This is a genomic window from Pseudomonas sp. GD03944, assembly GCF_029839275.1.
Lineage (GTDB): Bacteria > Pseudomonadota > Gammaproteobacteria > Pseudomonadales > Pseudomonadaceae > Aquipseudomonas.
In genome coordinates this window covers 145,506-164,080 of the sequence record NZ_JAOCAH010000002.1, presented here as the reverse complement: position 1 = coordinate 164,080, position 18,575 = coordinate 145,506, and the positions used below count along the sequence as shown (strand labels likewise).

Genomic DNA, 18,575 nt, shown 5'->3' with positions numbered 1-18,575 from the left:
ACTGCATCGGGCGTTTTCGTTGGGGCGTGGTGCGGATCAGCCGACGCCGGGTCAGCTCGGCTCCGGCCGGGCGTCGTGGACCGTGGCCGGTCGTGCCTGTGGCGCCGTATCCGGTCGGGCCAGCAGGCTGTACACGCACGGCAGCACGAACAGGGTGAACAGGGTGCCCACGCTCATGCCGGTGGCGATCACCAGGCCGATGTCGAAGCGGCTGACCGCGCCCGCGCCGGTGGCCAGGATCAGGGGCACCATGCCGAACACCATGGCTGCGGTGGTCATCAGCACCGGGCGCAAGCGGATCGCTGCGGCTTCTTCCACCGCCTCGCGGCGTCCCAGGCCTTTCTCGCGGCGCAGCTGGTTGGCGAACTCGACGATCAGGATGCCGTGCTTGGTGATCAAGCCGATCAGCGTCACCAGGCCCACCTGGGTGTAGATGTTCATGCTGGAGAAGCCGAGGAACAGCGGCACCAGCGCCCCGCAGATCGACAGCGGCACCGTCACCAGGATCACCAGCGGGTCGCGGAAGCTCTCGAACTGCGCGGCCAGCACCAGGAAGATCAGCGCCAGGGCCAGGCCGAAGGTCACATACAGCGCACTGCCTTCCTGTACGTACTGGCGCGAGGCGCCGGCGTAGTCGACGCTGAAGCCGGGCGGGGCCTCTTCGATGGCGATCTGCCGGACCGCTTCGATGGCTTCGCCCATGCTCACGATCGGGAAGCCCTGGATGATCGCCGAGTTGAGCTGCTGGAACTGGTTGAGCTGGGTCGGCCGGGCGCGGTCGCTGACCGTGATCAGGGTCGACAGCGGCAGCATGTCGCCGCTTTGGCTCTTCACGTAGTAGCTGTTCAGCCAGCCCGGGTTGTCGCGGTAGGCGCGCTCCACCTGGGCAATGACCTTGTAGCTGCGCCCGTCGATGGTGAAGCGGTTGATCTCGCCTTCACCCAGCAGGCTGGCCAAAGTCACGCCGAGGTCCTGCATGGAGACGCCCATTTGCGCGGCTTTCTGCCGGTCGATCTGCACCACCACTTCCGGTTTGTCGAAGGCCAGGTCGATGTCCAGGAAAGCGAACTTGCCGGACTGCTCGGCCCGCTGCTTGATGCGCTCGGTCACTTGCAGCAGCGACTCGTAGTCGTTGGGTGTGTTGATCACGAACTGGAAGGGCAGGCCTTCACCGGTGCCGGGCAGCGACGGCAGGTTGAAGCCGAAGATCTGCAGGCCGGGAATCTGCGCCAGGCGCTGTTGCACCTCGGGCAGGATTTCCATCTGGGTGCGGTCGCGGTCGTCCCAGGGCTTGAGCAGGAAGCCGCCGATACCCGCCTGCACCCCGTTGAAGCCGTTGATCTGGAAGGACGAGTAGTACTCGGGGAACTCCTTGAAGATCGTCACGAACTCGTTGGTGTAGGTGTTCAGGTAGTCGAGGTTGGTCGGCTGCGGGGCCTGGGACATCATGAAGATGATGCCCTGGTCTTCGTCCGGCGCCAGTTCGTTCTTGGTGAACATCAGCAGCACCGGGATCAGGCACAGGATGATCACCGCGAACACCACCACCACCGGCCGGGTATTCAGGGTGCCGTGCAGGGCGCGCTGGTAGCGGCGCTTGAGGCGGTCGAAAAGTTCATCGAGCTTGTGCGCCAGGCCCGAAGGGTTCTCCTCGTGGCGCAGCAGCTTGGCGCACATCATCGGCGACAGGGTCAGGGCGACGATCCCGGAGATGATCACCGCGCCGGCCAGGGTCAGGGCGAACTCCTTGAACAGCGCCCCCGTGAGGCCCTCCAGGAAGCCGATGGGGGCGTACACCGCCGCCAGGGTGATGGTCATCGACACCACGGGCACGGCGATCTCCCGCGCCCCTTCGATGGCCGCGTCGAACGGCGTCTTGCCCTCTTCGATGTGCCGGTGGATGTTCTCCACCACCACGATCGCGTCGTCCACCACCAGGCCGATCGCCAGCACCATGGCCAGCAGGGTCAGCAGGTTGATCGAGTAGCCCATCAGCTGCATGAAGAACAGCACGCCGATCATCGACAGCGGGATGGTGATCACCGGGATCAGCACCGAGCGGAAGGCGCCGAGGAACAGGAACACCACCACGATGACGATCAGCACCGCTTCGCCCAGGGTCTTCACCACTTCGTCGATGGAGGCCTGGATGAACAGCGTGGCGTCGTAGGCGATGGACACCTTGAGGTTCGGCGGCAGCTGGGATTCCAGCTCCGGCATGACCGCGCGCACTTCCTTGATCACGTCCAGCGGGTTGGCGCTCGGCGTGCCCTTGATGCCGATGTACACGGACGGAATGCCGTCGAACGAGCTGATCGAGTCGTAGTTTTCCGCGCCCATTTCCACCCGCGCCACGTCGCGTACCAGCACGCGGCTGTCACCGACGGTCTTCAGCGGGATGGCGGCGAAGGCCTCGGCGGATTTCAGGTCGGTTTCCGCGTTGATGCTGGTGACCACGTACTGGCCCTTCACTTCACCGGCGGCGGCGAGGAAGTTGTACTCGCGCACCGCTTCGTTGAAATCGCTCGCGGTGATGCCGTAGGCGGCCATCTTCACCGGGTCGAGCCACAGGCGCATGGCGAACACCTGGTTGCCGAGGATTTCCGCCTCGGCCATGCCGGGCAGGGTGGCCAGCTTGGGCTGGATCACCCGGGACAGGTAGTCGGTGATCTGCGGGTTGGACAACTCGGTGCTGTAGAAGCTGATGTACATCAGTGCCGTGGAGTCGGCGGCTTCCTTGCTCAGCACCGGGTCTTCGGCGTCCTGCGGCAGCTGGTTCTTCACCTCGTTGGCCTTGGCCAGCAGTTCGGTGAACAGGCGGTCGCTGTCGGCGCCGATGCGCGCGTAGATCGAGATGATCGAGGCGTTCTGACGACTGACCGAGGTCATGTAGTCGATGCCCTCGGCGCTGGCCAGGCTCTGCTGCAGCGGCTGGGTGATGTAGCCCTGGATGGTCTCGGCGTTGGCACCGGGGTAGGCGGTGGTCACCGTGATCAGGGCGTTTTCCATCTGCGGGTACTGGCGGATGGTCAGTTTGCTGAACGCCTGCAAGCCGAGCAGGATGATCAGCAGGCTGACCACCGTCGCCAGCACCGGGCGACGGATAAAGGGATCGGTAAAAGCCATGGCTCTGTTCCTTTGCGTCAGCGTCCGTTACGGCTGGGCGGCGGGTTGGCTGTCGACGGCGGCGGCATTGGGCGCGATGGCAATGTGGGCGCCGTTGTCCAGCTTCAGCTGGCCGGCGGTGACCACCTGCTCACCCGCTTTCAAGCCCTCGAGAATCACCACCTGGCCTTCGCGACGTTCGCCGGTCTTGACGAAGCGGCGCTCGGCGATGAGGTGCGGATCGCCCTTGTCGTCCTTCACCACGGCACCGTCGTCGTCCTTCTTCTCGGCGACGACATACAGCGAGTTGCCGTAGAGGGTGTAGGTGATGGCGGTTTCCGGTACCACCACCTGCTCGCGGCGGTCGGGCAGCAGCACTTCCAGGTTGGCGAACATGCCCGGCAGCAGTTTCTCGTCCGGGTTGGCCAGCATGGCGCGCACCTGCACGTTGCGCGTGGTGTCTTCGACCTTCGGGTTGATCGCGGTGATCTCGCCTTCGAACACCTCGCCCGGGTAGGCCGCCACGCTGAAGCGCACGCGTTCGCCGATGGCCAGCTGGGGCACGGTCTGCTCCGGCAGGAAGAAGTCGACGTAGAGCTTGCTCAGGTCCTGCAGGGTGGCGATGGTGGTGCCCGAGGCCAGGTAATCGCCGACGTCCACCTGGCGGATGCCGATGGTTCCGGAGAAGGGCGCGAGGATGCGCTTCTTGGCCAGCAGGGCCTTCAGTTGGGCGACGCTGGCGTTGGATTTCTGCAGCTCGGCGGACAACCGGTCGAACTCGCTCTTGGAAATGTTCGAGCGGCTGACCAGGCTGCGGCCCCGTTCGAACTCGACGCGGGCCAGGCCCAGCTCGGCTTCGGCGGTGGCCAGGCTGGCCTGTTCGACCGCGCTGTCCATCTGCAGCAGCGGCTGGTCGACGGTGACCTTCTGCCCCGACTCGAACAGCACGTCGCGCACGGTGCCCACCACTTCCACGGTGAGGTCCACGCCCTGCAAGGCCTTCAGCGTGCCGATCGCCGGCAGGCGACCCTGCCACGGGATCTGCTCGGCCGTACCGGCGGCCACGCTGATGGCCGGCTGCGGTGCAGAGAATTGCTGGATCTGCTGATAGATCGAGAAGCCTTTATAGGCGGCGAGTGCGAGTACCACGAGGACGACGACGCCCAGCATGATGAGCATGCGGCGGAGCAACATATTCCGTTTCCTTGGCAAGGCAGATGGGGCCTGGGAATAGGCAAGACGGGCACATTAGTCCGGCTGCGTCGGCAAGTCAAAGGAGCGGATTTGCAAAAGGTTGCGAGGTGCTATCAACGCAACGAACTGTCCGGTAAATCGATGCAATTGGCAGCAGATACTGGCTGTTTGCCCTGTGCGGGCGGCAGGCGCGGCGTTGCCCGAGCGGGCGGGCAACGCGCGGGAGACGTCAGGCGTGCAGGCGGCGGGTGACGTCGCTGAGCTGGCCGGACAGGCCGTGCAGGTCATTGCTGGCGGCTTCGGTGCGCTGCACGTTTTCCTGGTTGGTGGTGGCGATGGCGGTGATTTCCACCAGGTTGCGCGAGATGTCCTCGGCCACCGAGGTCTGCTCCTCGGCGGCGGTGGCGATCTGACGGTTCATGTCGCGGATCGCTTCGACCGAGGTGGTGATGCGCTGCAGCATGCTGCCGGCGGCGGTGACCTGCTCGACCCCTTCGTCGCTGCGGCTCTGGCCGCTTTCGATGGCACGCACCGCGTTCACCGCGCCGGTCTGCACGGTGTCGATGATCTGGTGGATCTCGGCGGTGGATTCGGCGGTGCGCTGCGCCAGGGTGCGCACTTCGTCGGCGACCACGGCGAAACCGCGGCCGGCGTCACCGGCCCGGGCGGCCTCGATGGCGGCGTTGAGGGCCAGCAGGTTGGTCTGCTCGGCGATGCCGCGGATCACGTCGAGCACCTTGCCGATGCGGCCGCTGTCGCTTTCCAGGCGGCGTATGACCTCGGCGGTGTTAGCGATCTCGCCGCGCATGTCGGTGATGGTGTGGATGGTCGCTTGCATTACCCGTTCGCCTTCCTGGGCGGAGCGGTCGGCCTCGTCGGCGGCGTTCGCCGCTTCGGCGGCATGGCGCGCGACTTCCTGGGCGGTGGCGGACATCTCGTGCATGGCGGTGGCCACCTGGTCGGTGCGCGAGAACTGTTCGCGGGTGCCCTGGGCCATCAGCGCGGCGATGGCGTTGAGTTCGCCGCTGGCGTTGTCCAGGTCGGTGGTGCTGCGTTGCAGGCGGCTGAAGGTCTCGGCGAGGAAATCACGCAGGGTGTTGGCGGCCGCGGCCAGGCGCCCCAGTTCGTCGCGGCGGCTGGCGTCCACGCGCTGGCCGAAGTTGCCATGGCTGAGCTGGGCAATGTGCTCGATCAGCTCGCGGATCGGGATGATCAGGCTGCGGTTGATCAGCCACAGGGCGAGCAGGCCGATCAGGACGCTGGAAATCAGCATCACCGCCAGCCCGGCGCGCAGGGTCTGGTCGGCGGCGGCACTGATCGCCGCCGATTGTTCGCTACCCCGTTCGCCGAGCTGCTTGACCAGCGCGCTCATCTGCTCGCTGGCGGCACGGTCGATGCCCTTGACCGCGGCGTCCCCGGCCGCGGCGTCGGCACCGGCGGCGACGAATGCCTGGTAGCCCTGTCGGTAGGCGGCGCCCATGCTGCGGTGTTCGTTGCGCAGCTGTTCGATCTGCTGCTTGAGGGCGTTGTCCTGCTGCTGGTCGGCGCTGCTCAGCAGCTCGCCGAGAATCCGCTGGACCTGGGTTTCCTGGGCCTGGAACTGGGCCCAGTACTTGTCACGCTGGGCCGTGTCCTTGCCGCGCAGCAGCACGTTCTTCCACTCCTGGACCTGGACCTTGAACTCGACGTTGGCCCCATCGACCAGGCGCGAGGCGTGCAGCGTGCCGTCGACCAGCCCACGGTAGGACTGGATGCCGTTGGACAGGAAGCTGAAGCAGGCCAGGGCGATCAGCAGGATCAGCGCCAGGCTGCCGCCCAGCAGGGTAAGGATCTGGGTGCGCAGGGACGTTTGCATGGGATACACGCCTCGGAGAAAGAACGGTGGGAGGCCAACGGTGACGCGTCGAGCGATATCCCTATCGGATCGACGCCGGGAAGGGCGCCGGTCGCTGGAGCACAGTTTGGTTACGGTGTAATGGCTTTTAGCCGTCACAGATGACGGTTTGATGACAATTGCGAGACAAGGGGATGGGCGGTCGCCCCGTTTCCCGGGTGGGACGCGGGGCGCGGCGGGTCAGGCGAGGCGCAGGTGGTTGTCCCACAGGCCGGCGGGCAGCTCCAGGGGGCGGGTGGCGATCGTGGCCTGGCGGCAGTCGTAGAGGCGGCAGCGGCCCTGGCCCGAGGTGACCACGAAGCCGTCGGCCACCGCACCGACGCCGGCGCAGTCGGCCAGCGGCGCGTCGAGGCGCAGGGCCGCGGTGTCCAGGTCCCAGATGAACACCCGGTTGCCACGCGGGGCGGTCAGGGCCAGCAGGCGCAGCTCGTCGTGGATGGCCACGCTGGCGGTGTACTGGTTCATCACCAGGCGCTGCGCTTCGGCCAGGGGGAAGGGCTGGAACGGCTGCCCCGGCCGCTTGATTGCCAGCAGGGCGGCGCTGTCGGTCATCTCGCCCATGTACTGCTGGCCACTGACCACTGTGCCGTCGCGGGCCACGGCCAGGTGGCGCACGCTGTTCATGCGCTCGGGCAGTTGTTCCTTGCTGTGCAGGGTGCCGTCGCGGCCCAGCAGAACCAGGCTGGCTTCCATGGCGTCGAGGTTCATTTCCACGCGGCTGTCGGCCTCGGTGCGAATACCGCCGTTGGCGATCACCAGGGTTTCGCCATCGGGCATCCACAGCAGCTGGTGCGGGCCCAGGCCGTGGCTGGACAGCTCGTCCGTGCGTTCCAGGCGTTGCGCGTCGGCGCTCAGGCGGTAGACGCCGATCACCCCGCGGCCCGGGTCGGAGGTGTCGTTCTCGGTGGCGTACAGCCACTCGCCGTCCTTGTGGAACACCGCGTGGCCATAGAAGTGCCGGTGCGCGGGCGAATCCAGGGTCTGCAGCAGGCGACCGTCACGGGTGTCGATCAGGTAGCTCTGGGTGCTCGGGCGGCGGCCGACGAACAATGCCATGGGCAGGCTCGGGTGCGGCACCACGTCGTGGCAGCGTTCGGCGACCGGGGTGGCGAAGACCTGGGTGCCGTCCAGGCGATAGCCCACCGCGTAGTGGACGCCCTGGGCGTCGTTGCGTGCCGACACCAGCAGCGGCTGCGGGCCGCCGCTGATCAGGGTCCAGCCGTTGAACGCACCGGCAGCGGTGGCGGCTGCCGCGGTGGCGAGCGTCGCGGTGAGGCCGAGGAAGGCTCTGCGTTTCAAGTGCATGGCTCAGTCACCGTCGTGGGCGTTGAAGCCCAACTGGATGCCCAGGGCCCTGGCCAGCTCGCCTTCATGCAGGCGGTGCAGGCTGTTGAGGCTGTCGTACAGGGCATTCAGCTCCTGGCGGCCCGCGTCGTCGGCGAGCAGCTCGCCCAGCGGGCGCTCGAGGGCGGCCAGGCGCTGGCGGGTGTCGTTGTAGGCGTTGTCGAGGCGCTGCTTGAGCTCGGCCTGATCGCTGCCCAGCAGGGCCTGCACGCCGTTCTGCTCGGCGCCGTGCCAGAGGCGTTCGGCGCTGGCCAGGCTGGCGGCCAGGTTGGCCAGGCTCGCCTTGCTGCGCCAGGCTTCGGCCTGGTACGGCTGCGGCAGGCCCTTGCTCTGGCGGCCCAGCGGGGTGCCGAGCTTTTTCTTCAGGCCGTCGATGGCACTGACCTGGGTACGCAGCAGCTCGGCCATGGCCTCGGGTGCCTCGGCGTAGCGGTCGTTGGGGAAGGTTTTCAGTTGGTCGGCCATGCCGCCCTTGGCCTGCCACTGTTGCAGCACGTCGGCAGCCAGTTGCTGCTGGTGTTCGCCGATGGCGCTGATCAGCGGGCAGTAGCGGGCTTTCTGCTCGGCGTCCTTGAGGTCGATGGCCGGGTCGAACAGCAGGTACTCGTAGGCGGTCAGGCCCTGCACCACGACGCTGGCGTTCTTCAGGTCGGCGTTGGTCAGGGCCGGCTTGTTCTTGAGCAGGGCTTCCACCTGGCGCGCCACCAGGTTCTTCTTGTCCGGCCAGAACTGCACCTGCCAGGCCCGGTTGCCCTCGGCCATCGGTCCCAGCAGCAGCGGCTGCAGGCCGGCCCAGGCGCTCTGGGCGGCGAGGAACGCCTGGCGCGCCTCGGTGACGTCCTGCTCACCGGCGCAGAACGCCTTGCCGCTGGCGGCCAGTTGCCGGTCCGCTTCGCTCCAGGCGCTGTAGGCCGGCAGCAAGACGCCGTCGGCCAGGGCGGTGCTGACCTTCTGCTGCGGGTCGGACGGGGTGCAGGCGCTGAGGGCCAGGCCCAGCAGCACGATGGAAAGGGGTGAGCGAATCATGGGTGGCTCCTTACAGCGAATTCAGAAAGGCCAACAGCGCGGCGCGCTCGTCGGCATTGAACCTCAGTACGCGATCCTTGGCCGCCTGCGCCTCGCCGCCGTGCCAGAGAATGGCTTCCAGCAGGTTGCGCGCGCGCCCGTCGTGCAGGAACTGGGTATGGCCATTGACCGTTTCGGTCAGGCCGATGCCCCACAGGGCCGGTGTGCGCCACTGGCGGCCACTGGCGAGAAACTCCGGGCGGCCATCCGCCAGGCCTTCGCCCATGTCGTGCAGCAGCAGGTCGGTGTAGGGGCGGATCACCTGGTTGGCCAGTTCCGGTTCGGCCGCGTCGCTGGCGGTGGTGAACTGCGGCGTGTGGCACCCCTGGCAGCCGGCCTGGAAGAACAGGCTCTTGCCCTCCAGTACCTGTTTGTCATCCACGTCGCGGCGTGCCGGCACCGCCAGGTTTCGACTATAGAACAGCACCGTGGCGAGGATGTTGTCGCTGACCTCCGGCTCGCCGCCGTGGGGCGCGGCCCGACACTCGCGTTGCGCCTCGGTGCACTGGTCGCTGGGCAGCAGGGAGGTGGTCAGGCCCATGTCGCTGGCGAAGGCGTGGGCGTTCTGCTGGTTGACCGTGGGTTGCCCGGCCTTCCAGCCGAAGCGGCCGAGCACGGTCTTCTGCAGGGCATCGTCCCAGACCCGGTTGGGGCGCCCGGCAATGCCGTCGCCATTGGCGTCGTCCGGGTCGGCGTTGGCCAGGATATCGGCCTCGGAAATGGCTTCGAGCAGACCGAGGCCGATCATCGGCGGCGCGATGCGCAGGGAAAACAGGGTGTCAGGGTGCAGGGGGCCGTAGCCCAGCTGGCTGAGCTGCAGCTCGGGCCGGCGCAGTTCGACCGCATGGCCATCGGCGAAGGTCTCGGTGTGGGTGCTGTAGCGCAGGCGGACCTTGCCCTCGGGGGGCACGCCGGGGTTGGCCATGTCCTGCAGCTGGGTGCCGTAGGTGGGTTCCGGCACCACGCCCAGGCGCTCGACGATCCGCGCCTGCTCGGCACTGGCTGGCAGCGACAGGCGCACCAGCATCGAGACCGCGTTGATCGCGTCCGGCTCCGGCGGGTGGCCGCGGCCGTCCTTGATGTGGCAGTTCTGGCAGGCGTTGGTGTTGAACAGCGGCCCCAGGCCGTCGCGGGCGGTGGTGGTGGCGGGGGCAATCACCCAGGGGTTGCGGAAGAAGCTGTTGCCCACGCTGAAGTCCAGGCGCCGGCTGGGCGAGAGGTTGGCCGAGGGCATGGAAAAGGCGTTGTGATCGAACACCCGGGAGGTGGCGGCGCCACCGGAGCGGGCTTCTCCCGGTTCTGCGGCGGTGAAGCGCGGTTGCTGGTCGCAGGCGACGAGGGCCAGTGCCAGCAGGGGAAACAGGCGGCGCAGGAGCGGCGACATCGAGAGGCAGTCCGGGCGAGCGAAAAACGGGGCGCCAAGATTAGCACCCTAACGGACTTTAAATAAGATGAATTAGCGTTTGATCGGCAGGCCAGAAAGGTCGCCAGCAGGCGGTTTCAGGCGCTGGAAACGCCCTTCAAGCCCTGATGAAGGCCGGTCGCTGGCCTGAAAAGTGTGACGGGCATCGTCGTTTGCTGCACAAACCCCGGGCCTTGTGTGACGGGATGTCGCAGGTGCCGCGTTATTCGTGACCGGCTGGTTTAGAATGCGCCGACCTGGTCACGGGTGGCTGAATGCCAGCATCGTCTGGCAGCGCTTCGCCCCCTTTTGCCCCCTCCAATAACAGGACTTCGTCCACCGTTCGCTCCCGCCTTTGTCGGCGCTGGGAGCGCGCTCGCTCTTTGCCGACGTTTTTGATCAACAAAGGACTTTGTGTCGATGAAAGGTTGTATGCGTGCACTTCTGATGGGCTGTAGCTTGCTGAGTTTCGCGTGCTGGGGGCAGATGGCGCCCCTGGAAGCGATGAACATGGCGGGCCTGCAGCGCACCCTCGGCCAGATCGTGGCCAAGAACTACCTGATGATCGGCTCCGATGTGCGGGCCGACGCAGCGCTCAAACAGCGCGATGAAAGCATCGCCCTGTTCGAAGATCACCACGCCAAGCTCAAGGCCCAGCCGTCCAACCCTGAAATCCAGGCTGCCCTGGGTGAGGTGGAGCGTCTGTGGACCGATTTCCGTGCCCTGGCCACCGCCACGCCGGACAAGGCCCAGGCGCCGGCCATGCTGGCCAAGGCCGAGGAACTGGTGAAGCAGACCCAGCACGTCACCGACCTGTTCGAGAAGCACAACGGCGACGCCGCCTCGCACTCAATCAACCGAAGCGGCTGGAACCGCGTACTGACCCAGCGCACCGCGATGTTCTACATGGCGCGCGCCTGGGGCGTAGAGGTGCCGAACCTGGAAGCCACCTTCAACGAGTCGGTCGCCGAGTTCGACGCGGTGATGAAGGAGCTGCACGCCGAAGGCGCGCCGAACGCGGAAATCGCCGAGGCCCTGCGCAAGACCGAAGTCAAATGGCAGTTTGCGAGCAAGGCGTTTGCCTCCACTGATTTCACACCGACCATCATCGCGGTCAACGCGGACTCCATGTTCCGCCAGTTGAACGAAATGACCCGCCTGTACGCCGGTCTGCGCGACGACAAGCTCTGAGTGTTGCCGGCCACCGCCAGGGTGCGTCCTGCACCCTGGCGGCTGCCGTTTCCCACGCCTTCCTGGCGACCTTCCTCCCGCGCACCCACAGCCTTGCCCGCACCGCTGCGGGTGCCTGGCGGCTACTTGAGTTTGCTCAGTTCCTCATCCGGCAAGGCGTAGCTGTGTTTCTCGTGGATCATGGTGGCGATCAGCGCATAGAGGCTGACGCCGGCGACCAGCAGGCTGATGACGACCAGGATCGCCGGCTTGTCGGCGAAGGTGAACACGGCGCTGGCGCCTTCGTAGGTGGAAATGCTCATGACGGTGTCCTCACAGGGGCTGCCCGGGTGGGCAGCGGGTCAGTTGATTCGCTTCAGGCCGGTTTGCTTTCGGCAGTGAGCGTCGGCTGGGCGGAGCCGCCCACCTCGGTGCGCGGGCCGTACAGCGAATTCCATTCCGGGTAGGCCTGGGCCGGCACCTCGGTCAGGTCGAGGCCGCGCTCTTCGGCATGGGCCGGTACCCGCAGCATGTCGAACCGCTTGAGAGCGTAGGAAATGGCGTAGCCGGGAATGAAGCCCAGGGCTGCCATCACCAGGGCACCGCCCACCTGACCGAAGAAGCTGACCTCCGGCATGCCGTTCATGTTCGGGTAGCCGGACAGGAACAGGCCGCTGATGACCAGGCCGGCGAAACCGCCGAAACCGTGCACGGCAAAGGCGCCGACCGCATCGTCCAGGCGGAACTTGAGCAGCAGGTTGTTGACCAGCGGCGCCAGGGCCGACACGCCCATGCCGATCAGGTAGGCCAGGCCGGGGTGGTAGACGTCCAGGCCCGGGGCCACGGAGATGATCCCCACCAGGCCACCGGACATCATCCAGTAGGGTTCGCGGGTGGTCAGGTAGGCGCCGATCAGGCCGCCGGCAAAGCCCATCAGGGTGTTGAAGGCGAAGGCCGAGAGGTTGGTCGGCTGGCCGTAGATGGTGATCCACTGTGCGCCGCTGTTGTAGATGATGCAGCCGCCGAGAAAGCCGAAGAAGCCGACGATGATCAGCATCAGGCCGACCACGCTCATGGGCATGCTGTGGCCGACGATGGCATTGGCGCTGCCGTCGGCGTTGAAGCGGCCGATGCGCGCGCCGAGGTTGATCAGTACGCCGAGGGCGAAGAAGCCGGCAATCATGTGCACCACGCCGGCGGCGCCGACGTCATGGTAGCCCCACTTCACGGTCAGCCAGCCTTCCGGGTGCCAGCCCCAGGAGGCCGCCAGCAGCCAGAGGAAGCCGCCGAGGACGATGGTCAGGATGAGGAAGGCGCTCATCCGCGCCCGCTCGATGATCGCCCCGGAGAGGATCGAGCCGGTGGTGGCGGCGAACAGGGCAAAGGCGCCCCAGAAGATGCCGGTGGCGTTGTCCTGGATGTTCGGCCCCATGGACTGGCTCCAGGGCATGCCGGCGAGGAAGGCGTCCATGCGCGGCACCAGGCCGTCCGGGAAGGCGTTGTACACCGCCCAGCCGAGCAGGAACACGCTGGGCACGATGAAGCCGAAGGCCAGGATGTTCTTCACCCCGGCCGCCAGGGCGTTCTTCAGGCGCGAGGCACCGATCTCATAGGACAGGAAACCGGCGTGGATGCAGATCATCAGGGCAATGCACCACCAGTAGAAGATTTCCATGTTCAGGGTGTTGGTCATCTCTATCAGAGCCTGCAGCTCCTCCAGAGTAGGGGGTGTCTTCTGCTCGTCCATCAATCAATCCTCGATACGTTCTTGTGGTCGGAATTGGCAGTGGAAGTGAAGGGGCGTGCCCGAAGGGGATGGCGGTCGTTGTTGTTATGGGCCGTTCGCAGAGGGAAAAGGCAATCCCTGTGCCAAGGCGCGAACGGCGTTCAGCCTGTGACCGCAGCGGGGTTTGGGGTTCTTGATGGCGAGAAAACGCCCCGTTTCCGTTCGTATCGCCGTCGATACGCCTGAAATTGGGTCGTGTGTGAATCTGCGGTTCGCCGGAAGAAGGCGAGGGGCGGTTCAGTGGGGAAGGGCGCCGGCTGGGGCCGCGCGGGCGGGGGAGCGAGATGGGAAATGGTGTGCCCCGAAGGGCACACCACACAGGTCACGCAGCCGATCAGAACTCGTGGTCGGCGGTGTCCGGGTTCAGGTCGCTGATGCCCAGCTTGCCGGCAGCCTGCTCGATCGCACCGGTCTGCTTGACCAGGGCGGCGATGGCGTCACGCACGATCTGCTGGCCGTCGGTGTTCTCGGCCGCGATCAGTTGGTCGAAGTGCACGTTGTCCTTCTCGGCGCTGTCGACCAGCTTCTGCAGGGCGGCTTCGGTGGCTTCCAGGTCGGCCTTCAGGGTGGTGTCGGCCTGGGCATCGGCCTTGGCGACCAGGGAAGACAGGCTCGGGCCGGTCAGGGTGGTGCCGTCGACCTTCTTGTACTCGCCCAGGTAGACGTTGCGGATGCCCTTGCCGTTGTAGAAGTGCGAGTTGTGGGTGTTGTCGCTGAAGCAGTCGTGCTCGTCTTCGGTGGAGTTGGCTTCCAGCGCGACCTTCATGCGCTCGCCAGCCAGTTCACCCAGGGACAGGCTGCCCATGCCGAACAGCATCTTGCGCAGGCCGTTCTCGGCGGATTCGCCTTCCAGGCTCGCGCGGTAGTTGCCTTCGACGCCGCCTTTCCACTGTTCGACCATCTCGTCGAGGTCGCTCACCAGCAGGTCGGTGGCGGCCTTGAGGAACGCACGGCGGCGCTCGTTGTGGCCGCCGGTGGCGCCGTCACCCACCACGAAATCGGTGGCCGGACGCTCGCCCGCACCCGGGTTGGTGCCGTTCAGGTCCTGGCCCCAGAGCAGGAATTCGATGGCGTGGTAGCCGGTGGCGACGTTGGCTTCGGAACCGCCCAGCTCGTTAAGGCTGGCCAGCAGCTCGCCGGTGATTTCGCTGACGTCGATCTTGTCTTCGCCGACCTGGATCTCGGTGTTGGCGATGATGTTGGCGCTGGCGCCCGGGTTCCCCAGGGCGTGCTGGTAGTCGGTGGCGACGTAGTCGATCAGGCCTTCGTCCAGCGGCCAGGCGTTGAGCTGGCCTTCCCACTCATCGACCACCGGGTTGCCGAAACGGAACACTTCGGTCTGCATGTAGGGCACGCGGGCGGCCAGCCAGGCGTCGCGGGCGGCTTTCAGGGTTTCGTCGTTCGGATTGGCCAGCAGGGCATCGACAGCGGCCTGCAGGTTCTTGCCGGTGCTGGCGGCGTCGCTGAACACGGCCAGGGCCAGGTCGGCGTAGTGGCTGACGACCGCCTTGGCAGCGGCTTCGTCGAGTGTGCCGGCCGTGGCGGGTGCGCTGGCGCTGCTGGCTGCTGGTGCTGCGGCTTGGGTCGCAGGCGCTTTGTCGTCGCCGCAACCGGCGAGGGAAATAGCGATGGCCAGCAGGCTGGCAGATGCCAGAGGCATACGAATCATGACGAAATCCTTTGCGTGTGAACGGGGGAGCGTGCACGAATGCGCACGTGAGCCGCGTAATAATGCGAAAGATTTGCATTTTGCGCAAAGGGTGACGGCGAATAAATCCCGCGGGAGTCGTGCACAGCGTCTCCGCGTTTGCAGCGCCGCACCGTTAGAATGCCAGCACGGAACCTGTCGCAGTCTATGAATGGAGAACACTGCATGAGCCTTACCAGCATTGCCCTGATCGTCGCCCTCGGATTGGCCGCGGCCTACGCCGTGGGGCTGTACAACGGCCTGGTGCGTTTGAAGCATGGCGTCAGCAAGGCCTGGTCGAACATCGACGTGCTGCTCAAGCAGCGCCACGATGAGCTGCCCAAGCTGGTGGAAACCTGCAAGCAGTACATGCAATACGAAGGCGCGACCCTGGAGCGCGTGATCGCTGCACGCAGTGCCGTGGCCAGCGCCCGCGAGCAACAGGATGTGAGCGCCCTGGGCAAGGCCGAGAGCGGCCTGCGCGCCGGCCTCGGGCAACTGTTCGCCCTGGCCGAGAACTACCCTGAGCTCAAGGCCAACGACAGTTTTCAGCACCTGCAGCAGCGCATCAGCGGCCTGGAGAACGGCATCGCCGATCGCCGCGAGCTGTACAACGAGGCGGTCAACCTGAACAACGTGCGCATTGAGCAGTTCCCCGATGTGCTGGTCGCCCGCGCGTTCGGCTTCAAGTCGGCCGACCTGCTGGTGTTCAGCGACGCCGAGAAGGCCGACGTCAACCTCAAGTCGCTGTTCAACTGACGTGGTCGACGGAGAACTCGGCGGCTACCTGCTCGCCCTCGCATTCAGTGGCGGCGCCTGCGTGGGCGGTGCCTGGTGGAGCATGCGGCGCTTGTCGCAGGCCCGCTACCTGCTGGACACGCCGACCTCGAAGATCCGCTCCGCCGCCCAGGGCTATGTTGAACTTTACGGCTTGCTCAAGGAGTTACCCGGCGCTGACGTGCGCGGCCCGCTGACGGGCAAACCCTGCCTGTGGTGGCGCTTTAGCATCGAGGAATACAGGAGCGGCAGCGACAAGAAGAAAAGCTGGCACGTGGTGCAAAGCGGTACCAGCGACGCCTGGCTGTCGTTGTCCGATGGCACCGGCGAGTGCCTGATCGACCCGCGCGGCGCTGAAATCCGCCCGGCGGTCCGCGAAGTCTGGGAAGGCAGCCTGCGCCACCCCATGGGCGTGGCAAAGACCGGCTTCCTGGCGCTTTTCACCGGCGGCAAGCGCTACCGTTACACCGAAGAGCGGTTCCATGCCGAGCAGCCGCTCTACGCCATCGGCGATTTCCGCACCTCTGGCGCCAGCCAGCAGGGGTTCGATGCCGTCGCGGCCCAGGGCCAGGTGATCCGCGAGTGGAAGCAGGACTACGCCGGTCTGCTGCGTCGCTTCGACGGCGACAGCAATGGCCAGCTGGACGAGCGTGAGTGGTCCCGGGTGCAACTGGCTGCCCAGCTGGAAGCCGAGGACCGTCACCGCAACACCAGTAGCCAGCCCGCTCGCAACCAGATGAGCAAGCCGGGCGAGTCGCGGCCGTTCATCCTGTCCAATGCCGGTGAGGATGAAGTCGCCCGCAGCTTCTACTGGCAGGCCGCCGGCGGCGCAGTGCTGTGCCTGACCGGTGCGTTGGCCACGGCCTGGATGCTGGGCGTGCAGCAGGTCTGAGCAGTGGTAGTGCCTGAACGAAAAAGCCCGCCATGATGGCGGGCTTTTTCATGCAACGGGCTCAGAGCGTGGCGGGGTTGTTGGCGGCGGCGATCATTCGTCGGGCCTGCTTGAGGTAGAGGGTCAGCTCGCGGGCCGGCAGCGGCTTGCTGTAGAAGTAGCCCTGACCTTCGTGGCAGCCCTGGGCGATGATGTAGGCCTCCTGCTCGGCGGTCTCCACCCCCTCGGCGATGACCTGCATGCCCAGGCTCTTGCCGAGCTGGATGATGGCGCGAACGATGGTCGCGTCGTCTTCGTCTTCCAGCAGGTCCTGAACGAAGCTCTTGTCGATCTTGATCTTGTCCAGCGGCAGGCTCTTGAGGTAACTCAGGGACGAATAGCCGGTACCGAAGTCGTCGATGGCGATCAGCGCGCCGGAGCGGCGCAGGCTCAGCAGGTGCTGGGCGGCGGTGCTGATGTCTTCCATCAGGCCGGTTTCGGTGACTTCCAGCTCCAGGCTGCGGGGCGGCAGCCGGTAGACCTGCATCAGGTTGTTGACCACCCGCGACAGCTCGGCGTGGTGCAGCTGCACGGTGGACAGATTGACCGCCATGCGCAGGTTGTTGAAGCCCTGGTCGTGCCACTCGCGCAGCTGGCGGCAGGTCTGGTCGAGAATCCATTCGCCGATGGCGATGATGGTGCCGTTCTGTTCGGCCAGCGGGATGAACAGGTCCGGCGGGACGAAACCGTGTTGCGGGTGCTGCCAGCGCAGCAGCGCCTCGACGCCCACCACGCGGTGGTCGCGGTAGTCCACTTGGGGCTGGTAGACCAGGCTCAGCTGGTTCAGCGCCAGCGCTTCGCGCAGGTCCTTCTCCAGCTCGCGGCGGCGACGCATCTCGCTGTCGACGCTGGCGATGTAGAACTGGTAGCGGTTGCGCGAGCGGCTTTTGGCCAGGGTCATGGTCTGCTCGGCTTTCTGCAGCAGCTTCTCGGTGCTGTCGCCGTCTTCCGGGAACAGGGTGATGCCGATGGTCGCGCGCAGGCGGACTTCATGCTGGTCGAGCAGGAATGGGGTTTCCAGGTCATCGAGCACCGCCTGCGCCAGTTCGGCGGCTTCGTAGGGCTGCTCGATGTCCGCCTGCACCAGGGCGAACTGGTCGCCACCGAGGCGGGCCAGGGCACCGAGGCGGCCACTGTGGCTGCGCAGGCGGTCGGAAAGGGCGAGCAGCAACTGGTCGCCGGTCTGGTAGCTGAACTGTTCGTTGATGCCCTTGAAGTCGTCCAGGCCCACGCACAGCACCGCGACCCGACGTTGCAGGCGGCCGGCGTCGTCGAGGATCTGGTCCAGTTGCTGTTGCAGCTGCTGGCGGTTCGGCAGGCCGGTGAGGAAATCGTACTGAGCCATGCGCAGCAGGCTGTTTTCCGCTTCACGGCGCAGGTGGGTGTTGCGTTCGATGGAGGCGAGCAGCTGGTTGGCGGTGCTGATCCACAGGCCCAGTTCGTTCTTTTCGTTGCCCTTGAGCATGGGCAGCTTGTGCTCGCTGGGGCGGTCCGGGTTGATGTTGGACAGGTGCTCGATGATCTTCGCCAGCGGTTTGGTCAGCAGCCAGTGGTAGACCAGGTACAGCACCAGGCCCATGGCCAGGGCGCGCAGGACCCCGGAGATGAAGATGATCACCGAGTTGGTGACGAAGCTCTCGCCGTAGGGAGCGGTGTCCAGGGTGATGTTGAGGTCGCCGTAGTACTCGCTGTAGGGGCCGCGGCCGACCAGTTGGGTACTGAAGTTCTGTTCGTTGCCGAGGATCGGGTCGGTCAGCCAGCGGGTCGGCACCTGGACCGGGTCGCGGGACTTCTCGGCGAGCATGGGTTCGTTGGGGTGGCCGATGGAGGCGACGCGCACCGATTCATGCTGGAACAGGCCTTCGATCACCTGCATGCCCATCTCGCGGTCCAGGCTGTAGACCGCCTGGGTGGATGGGTCGCGGAACATGCCGAGAATCCGGTGTGCATCGTTGGCGACGGCCTGACGGGTCTTGTACACGTCGAAGACGATCTGCGCACAGCTCAGTACCACGCCAACCACGAGTGCCGAGAGCAGCACGACGCGCAGCAACTTCAGGGACAGGCTGTTCTTGAGTTCCAGCTTCAAGTGACGATTCCTTGTTCGATGCCAAAGGCCTCAGACCGTTGTGAGTATTGGCAAAGTCGCCGTTGCCGTCAAAGGGCCAGTATGGCGGAGGCGATTGTGCCAGCATTCTGCGCCGCCATGGTGCGTCGCAA

At 66.0% G+C, this 18,575-nt stretch carries 13 protein-coding genes; 3 read left to right on the top strand and 10 right to left on the bottom strand.

Features of this window, described 5'->3' with window-relative positions; translation table 11 throughout:
• Positions 1 to 51 precede the first annotated feature (51 nt).
• From N5C28_RS04455 to N5C28_RS04430, 6 genes are all read right to left on the bottom strand, one after another.
• A complete protein-coding gene (locus N5C28_RS04455; RefSeq protein WP_279820593.1) occupies positions 52 to 3,126 on the bottom strand; it encodes a multidrug efflux RND transporter permease subunit in 3,075 nt (1,024 codons plus the stop codon).
• Between the two features lie 27 nt (positions 3,127 to 3,153).
• Positions 3,154 to 4,299, bottom strand: a complete 1,146-nt coding sequence (locus N5C28_RS04450; protein ID WP_279820592.1) for an efflux RND transporter periplasmic adaptor subunit — start codon at positions 4,297 to 4,299, stop codon at positions 3,154 to 3,156.
• Between the two features lie 229 nt (positions 4,300 to 4,528).
• The gene (locus N5C28_RS04445; RefSeq protein WP_279820591.1) at positions 4,529 to 6,154 is read right to left on the bottom strand and encodes a methyl-accepting chemotaxis protein; all 1,626 of its coding nucleotides are present in this window, start codon (positions 6,152 to 6,154) and stop codon (positions 4,529 to 4,531) included.
• 219 nt (positions 6,155 to 6,373) lie between these two features.
• A complete protein-coding gene (locus N5C28_RS04440) occupies positions 6,374 to 7,492 on the bottom strand; it encodes a DUF1513 domain-containing protein (protein WP_279821065.1) in 1,119 nt (372 codons plus the stop codon).
• 9 nt (positions 7,493 to 7,501) lie between these two features.
• Positions 7,502 to 8,563: an imelysin family protein gene (locus N5C28_RS04435; RefSeq protein ID WP_279820590.1), complete on the bottom strand. Its 1,062-nt coding sequence runs from the start codon at positions 8,561 to 8,563 to the stop codon at positions 7,502 to 7,504.
• A gap of 10 nt (positions 8,564 to 8,573) precedes the next feature.
• Positions 8,574 to 9,986, bottom strand: a complete 1,413-nt coding sequence (locus tag N5C28_RS04430; protein WP_279820589.1) for a di-heme oxidoredictase family protein — start codon at positions 9,984 to 9,986, stop codon at positions 8,574 to 8,576.
• Between the two features lie 450 nt (positions 9,987 to 10,436).
• Here N5C28_RS04430 and N5C28_RS04425 point away from each other — a divergent pair, with 450 nt between their 5' ends.
• Positions 10,437 to 11,195 (top strand): type IV pili methyl-accepting chemotaxis transducer N-terminal domain-containing protein, encoded by a 759-nt coding sequence (locus tag N5C28_RS04425; RefSeq protein ID WP_279820588.1) that lies wholly within the window; start codon positions 10,437 to 10,439, stop codon positions 11,193 to 11,195.
• Positions 11,196 to 11,317: 122 nt separating this feature from the next.
• Here N5C28_RS04425 and N5C28_RS04420 read toward each other — a convergent pair whose 3' ends face one another.
• The 3 genes from N5C28_RS04420 to N5C28_RS04410 all read right to left on the bottom strand — a co-directional run bounded on the left by N5C28_RS04420 (position 11,318) and on the right by N5C28_RS04410 (position 14,629).
• On the bottom strand, positions 11,318 to 11,497 hold the full coding sequence (locus tag N5C28_RS04420; RefSeq protein WP_279820586.1) for a hypothetical protein: 180 nt from the start codon (positions 11,495 to 11,497) through the stop codon (positions 11,318 to 11,320).
• Positions 11,498 to 11,550: 53 nt separating this feature from the next.
• On the bottom strand, positions 11,551 to 12,921 hold the full coding sequence (locus N5C28_RS04415; protein ID WP_279820585.1) for an ammonium transporter: 1,371 nt from the start codon (positions 12,919 to 12,921) through the stop codon (positions 11,551 to 11,553).
• Between the two features lie 373 nt (positions 12,922 to 13,294).
• On the bottom strand, positions 13,295 to 14,629 hold the full coding sequence (locus tag N5C28_RS04410) for an imelysin family protein (RefSeq protein ID WP_279820584.1): 1,335 nt from the start codon (positions 14,627 to 14,629) through the stop codon (positions 13,295 to 13,297).
• A gap of 204 nt (positions 14,630 to 14,833) precedes the next feature.
• Here N5C28_RS04410 and N5C28_RS04405 point away from each other — a divergent pair, with 204 nt between their 5' ends.
• Positions 14,834 to 15,406 (top strand): LemA family protein, encoded by a 573-nt coding sequence (locus N5C28_RS04405; RefSeq protein ID WP_279820583.1) that lies wholly within the window; start codon positions 14,834 to 14,836, stop codon positions 15,404 to 15,406.
• Position 15,407: 1 nt separating this feature from the next.
• Positions 15,408 to 16,316: a GIDE domain-containing protein gene (locus N5C28_RS04400; protein ID WP_279820581.1), complete on the top strand. Its 909-nt coding sequence runs from the start codon at positions 15,408 to 15,410 to the stop codon at positions 16,314 to 16,316.
• 61 nt (positions 16,317 to 16,377) lie between these two features.
• Here the strand turns inward: N5C28_RS04400 and N5C28_RS04395 are convergent, their stop codons facing one another.
• Positions 16,378 to 18,444, bottom strand: a complete 2,067-nt coding sequence (locus N5C28_RS04395; RefSeq protein ID WP_279820579.1) for a GGDEF domain-containing phosphodiesterase — start codon at positions 18,442 to 18,444, stop codon at positions 16,378 to 16,380.
• Positions 18,445 to 18,575 lie beyond the last annotated feature (131 nt).

What these genes read in the sequence shown, in the direction of transcription:
- N5C28_RS04455 (WP_279820593.1), bottom strand. Translation starts at nt 3,126, where the DNA reads ATGGCTTTTACCGATCCCTTTATCCGTCGCCCGGTGCTGGCGACGGTG.
- N5C28_RS04450 (WP_279820592.1), bottom strand. Translation starts at nt 4,299, where the DNA reads ATGTTGCTCCGCCGCATGCTCATCATGCTGGGCGTCGTCGTCCTCGTG.
- N5C28_RS04445 (WP_279820591.1), bottom strand. Translation starts at nt 6,154, where the DNA reads ATGCAAACGTCCCTGCGCACCCAGATCCTTACCCTGCTGGGCGGCAGC.
- N5C28_RS04435 (WP_279820590.1), bottom strand. Translation starts at nt 8,563, where the DNA reads ATGATTCGCTCACCCCTTTCCATCGTGCTGCTGGGCCTGGCCCTCAGC.
- N5C28_RS04430 (WP_279820589.1), bottom strand. Translation starts at nt 9,986, where the DNA reads ATGTCGCCGCTCCTGCGCCGCCTGTTTCCCCTGCTGGCACTGGCCCTC.
- N5C28_RS04425 (WP_279820588.1), top strand. Translation starts at nt 10,437, where the DNA reads ATGCGTGCACTTCTGATGGGCTGTAGCTTGCTGAGTTTCGCGTGCTGG.
- N5C28_RS04420 (WP_279820586.1), bottom strand. Translation starts at nt 11,497, where the DNA reads ATGAGCATTTCCACCTACGAAGGCGCCAGCGCCGTGTTCACCTTCGCC.
- N5C28_RS04415 (WP_279820585.1), bottom strand. Translation starts at nt 12,921, where the DNA reads ATGGACGAGCAGAAGACACCCCCTACTCTGGAGGAGCTGCAGGCTCTG.
- N5C28_RS04410 (WP_279820584.1), bottom strand. Translation starts at nt 14,629, where the DNA reads ATGATTCGTATGCCTCTGGCATCTGCCAGCCTGCTGGCCATCGCTATT.
- N5C28_RS04405 (WP_279820583.1), top strand. Translation starts at nt 14,834, where the DNA reads ATGAGCCTTACCAGCATTGCCCTGATCGTCGCCCTCGGATTGGCCGCG.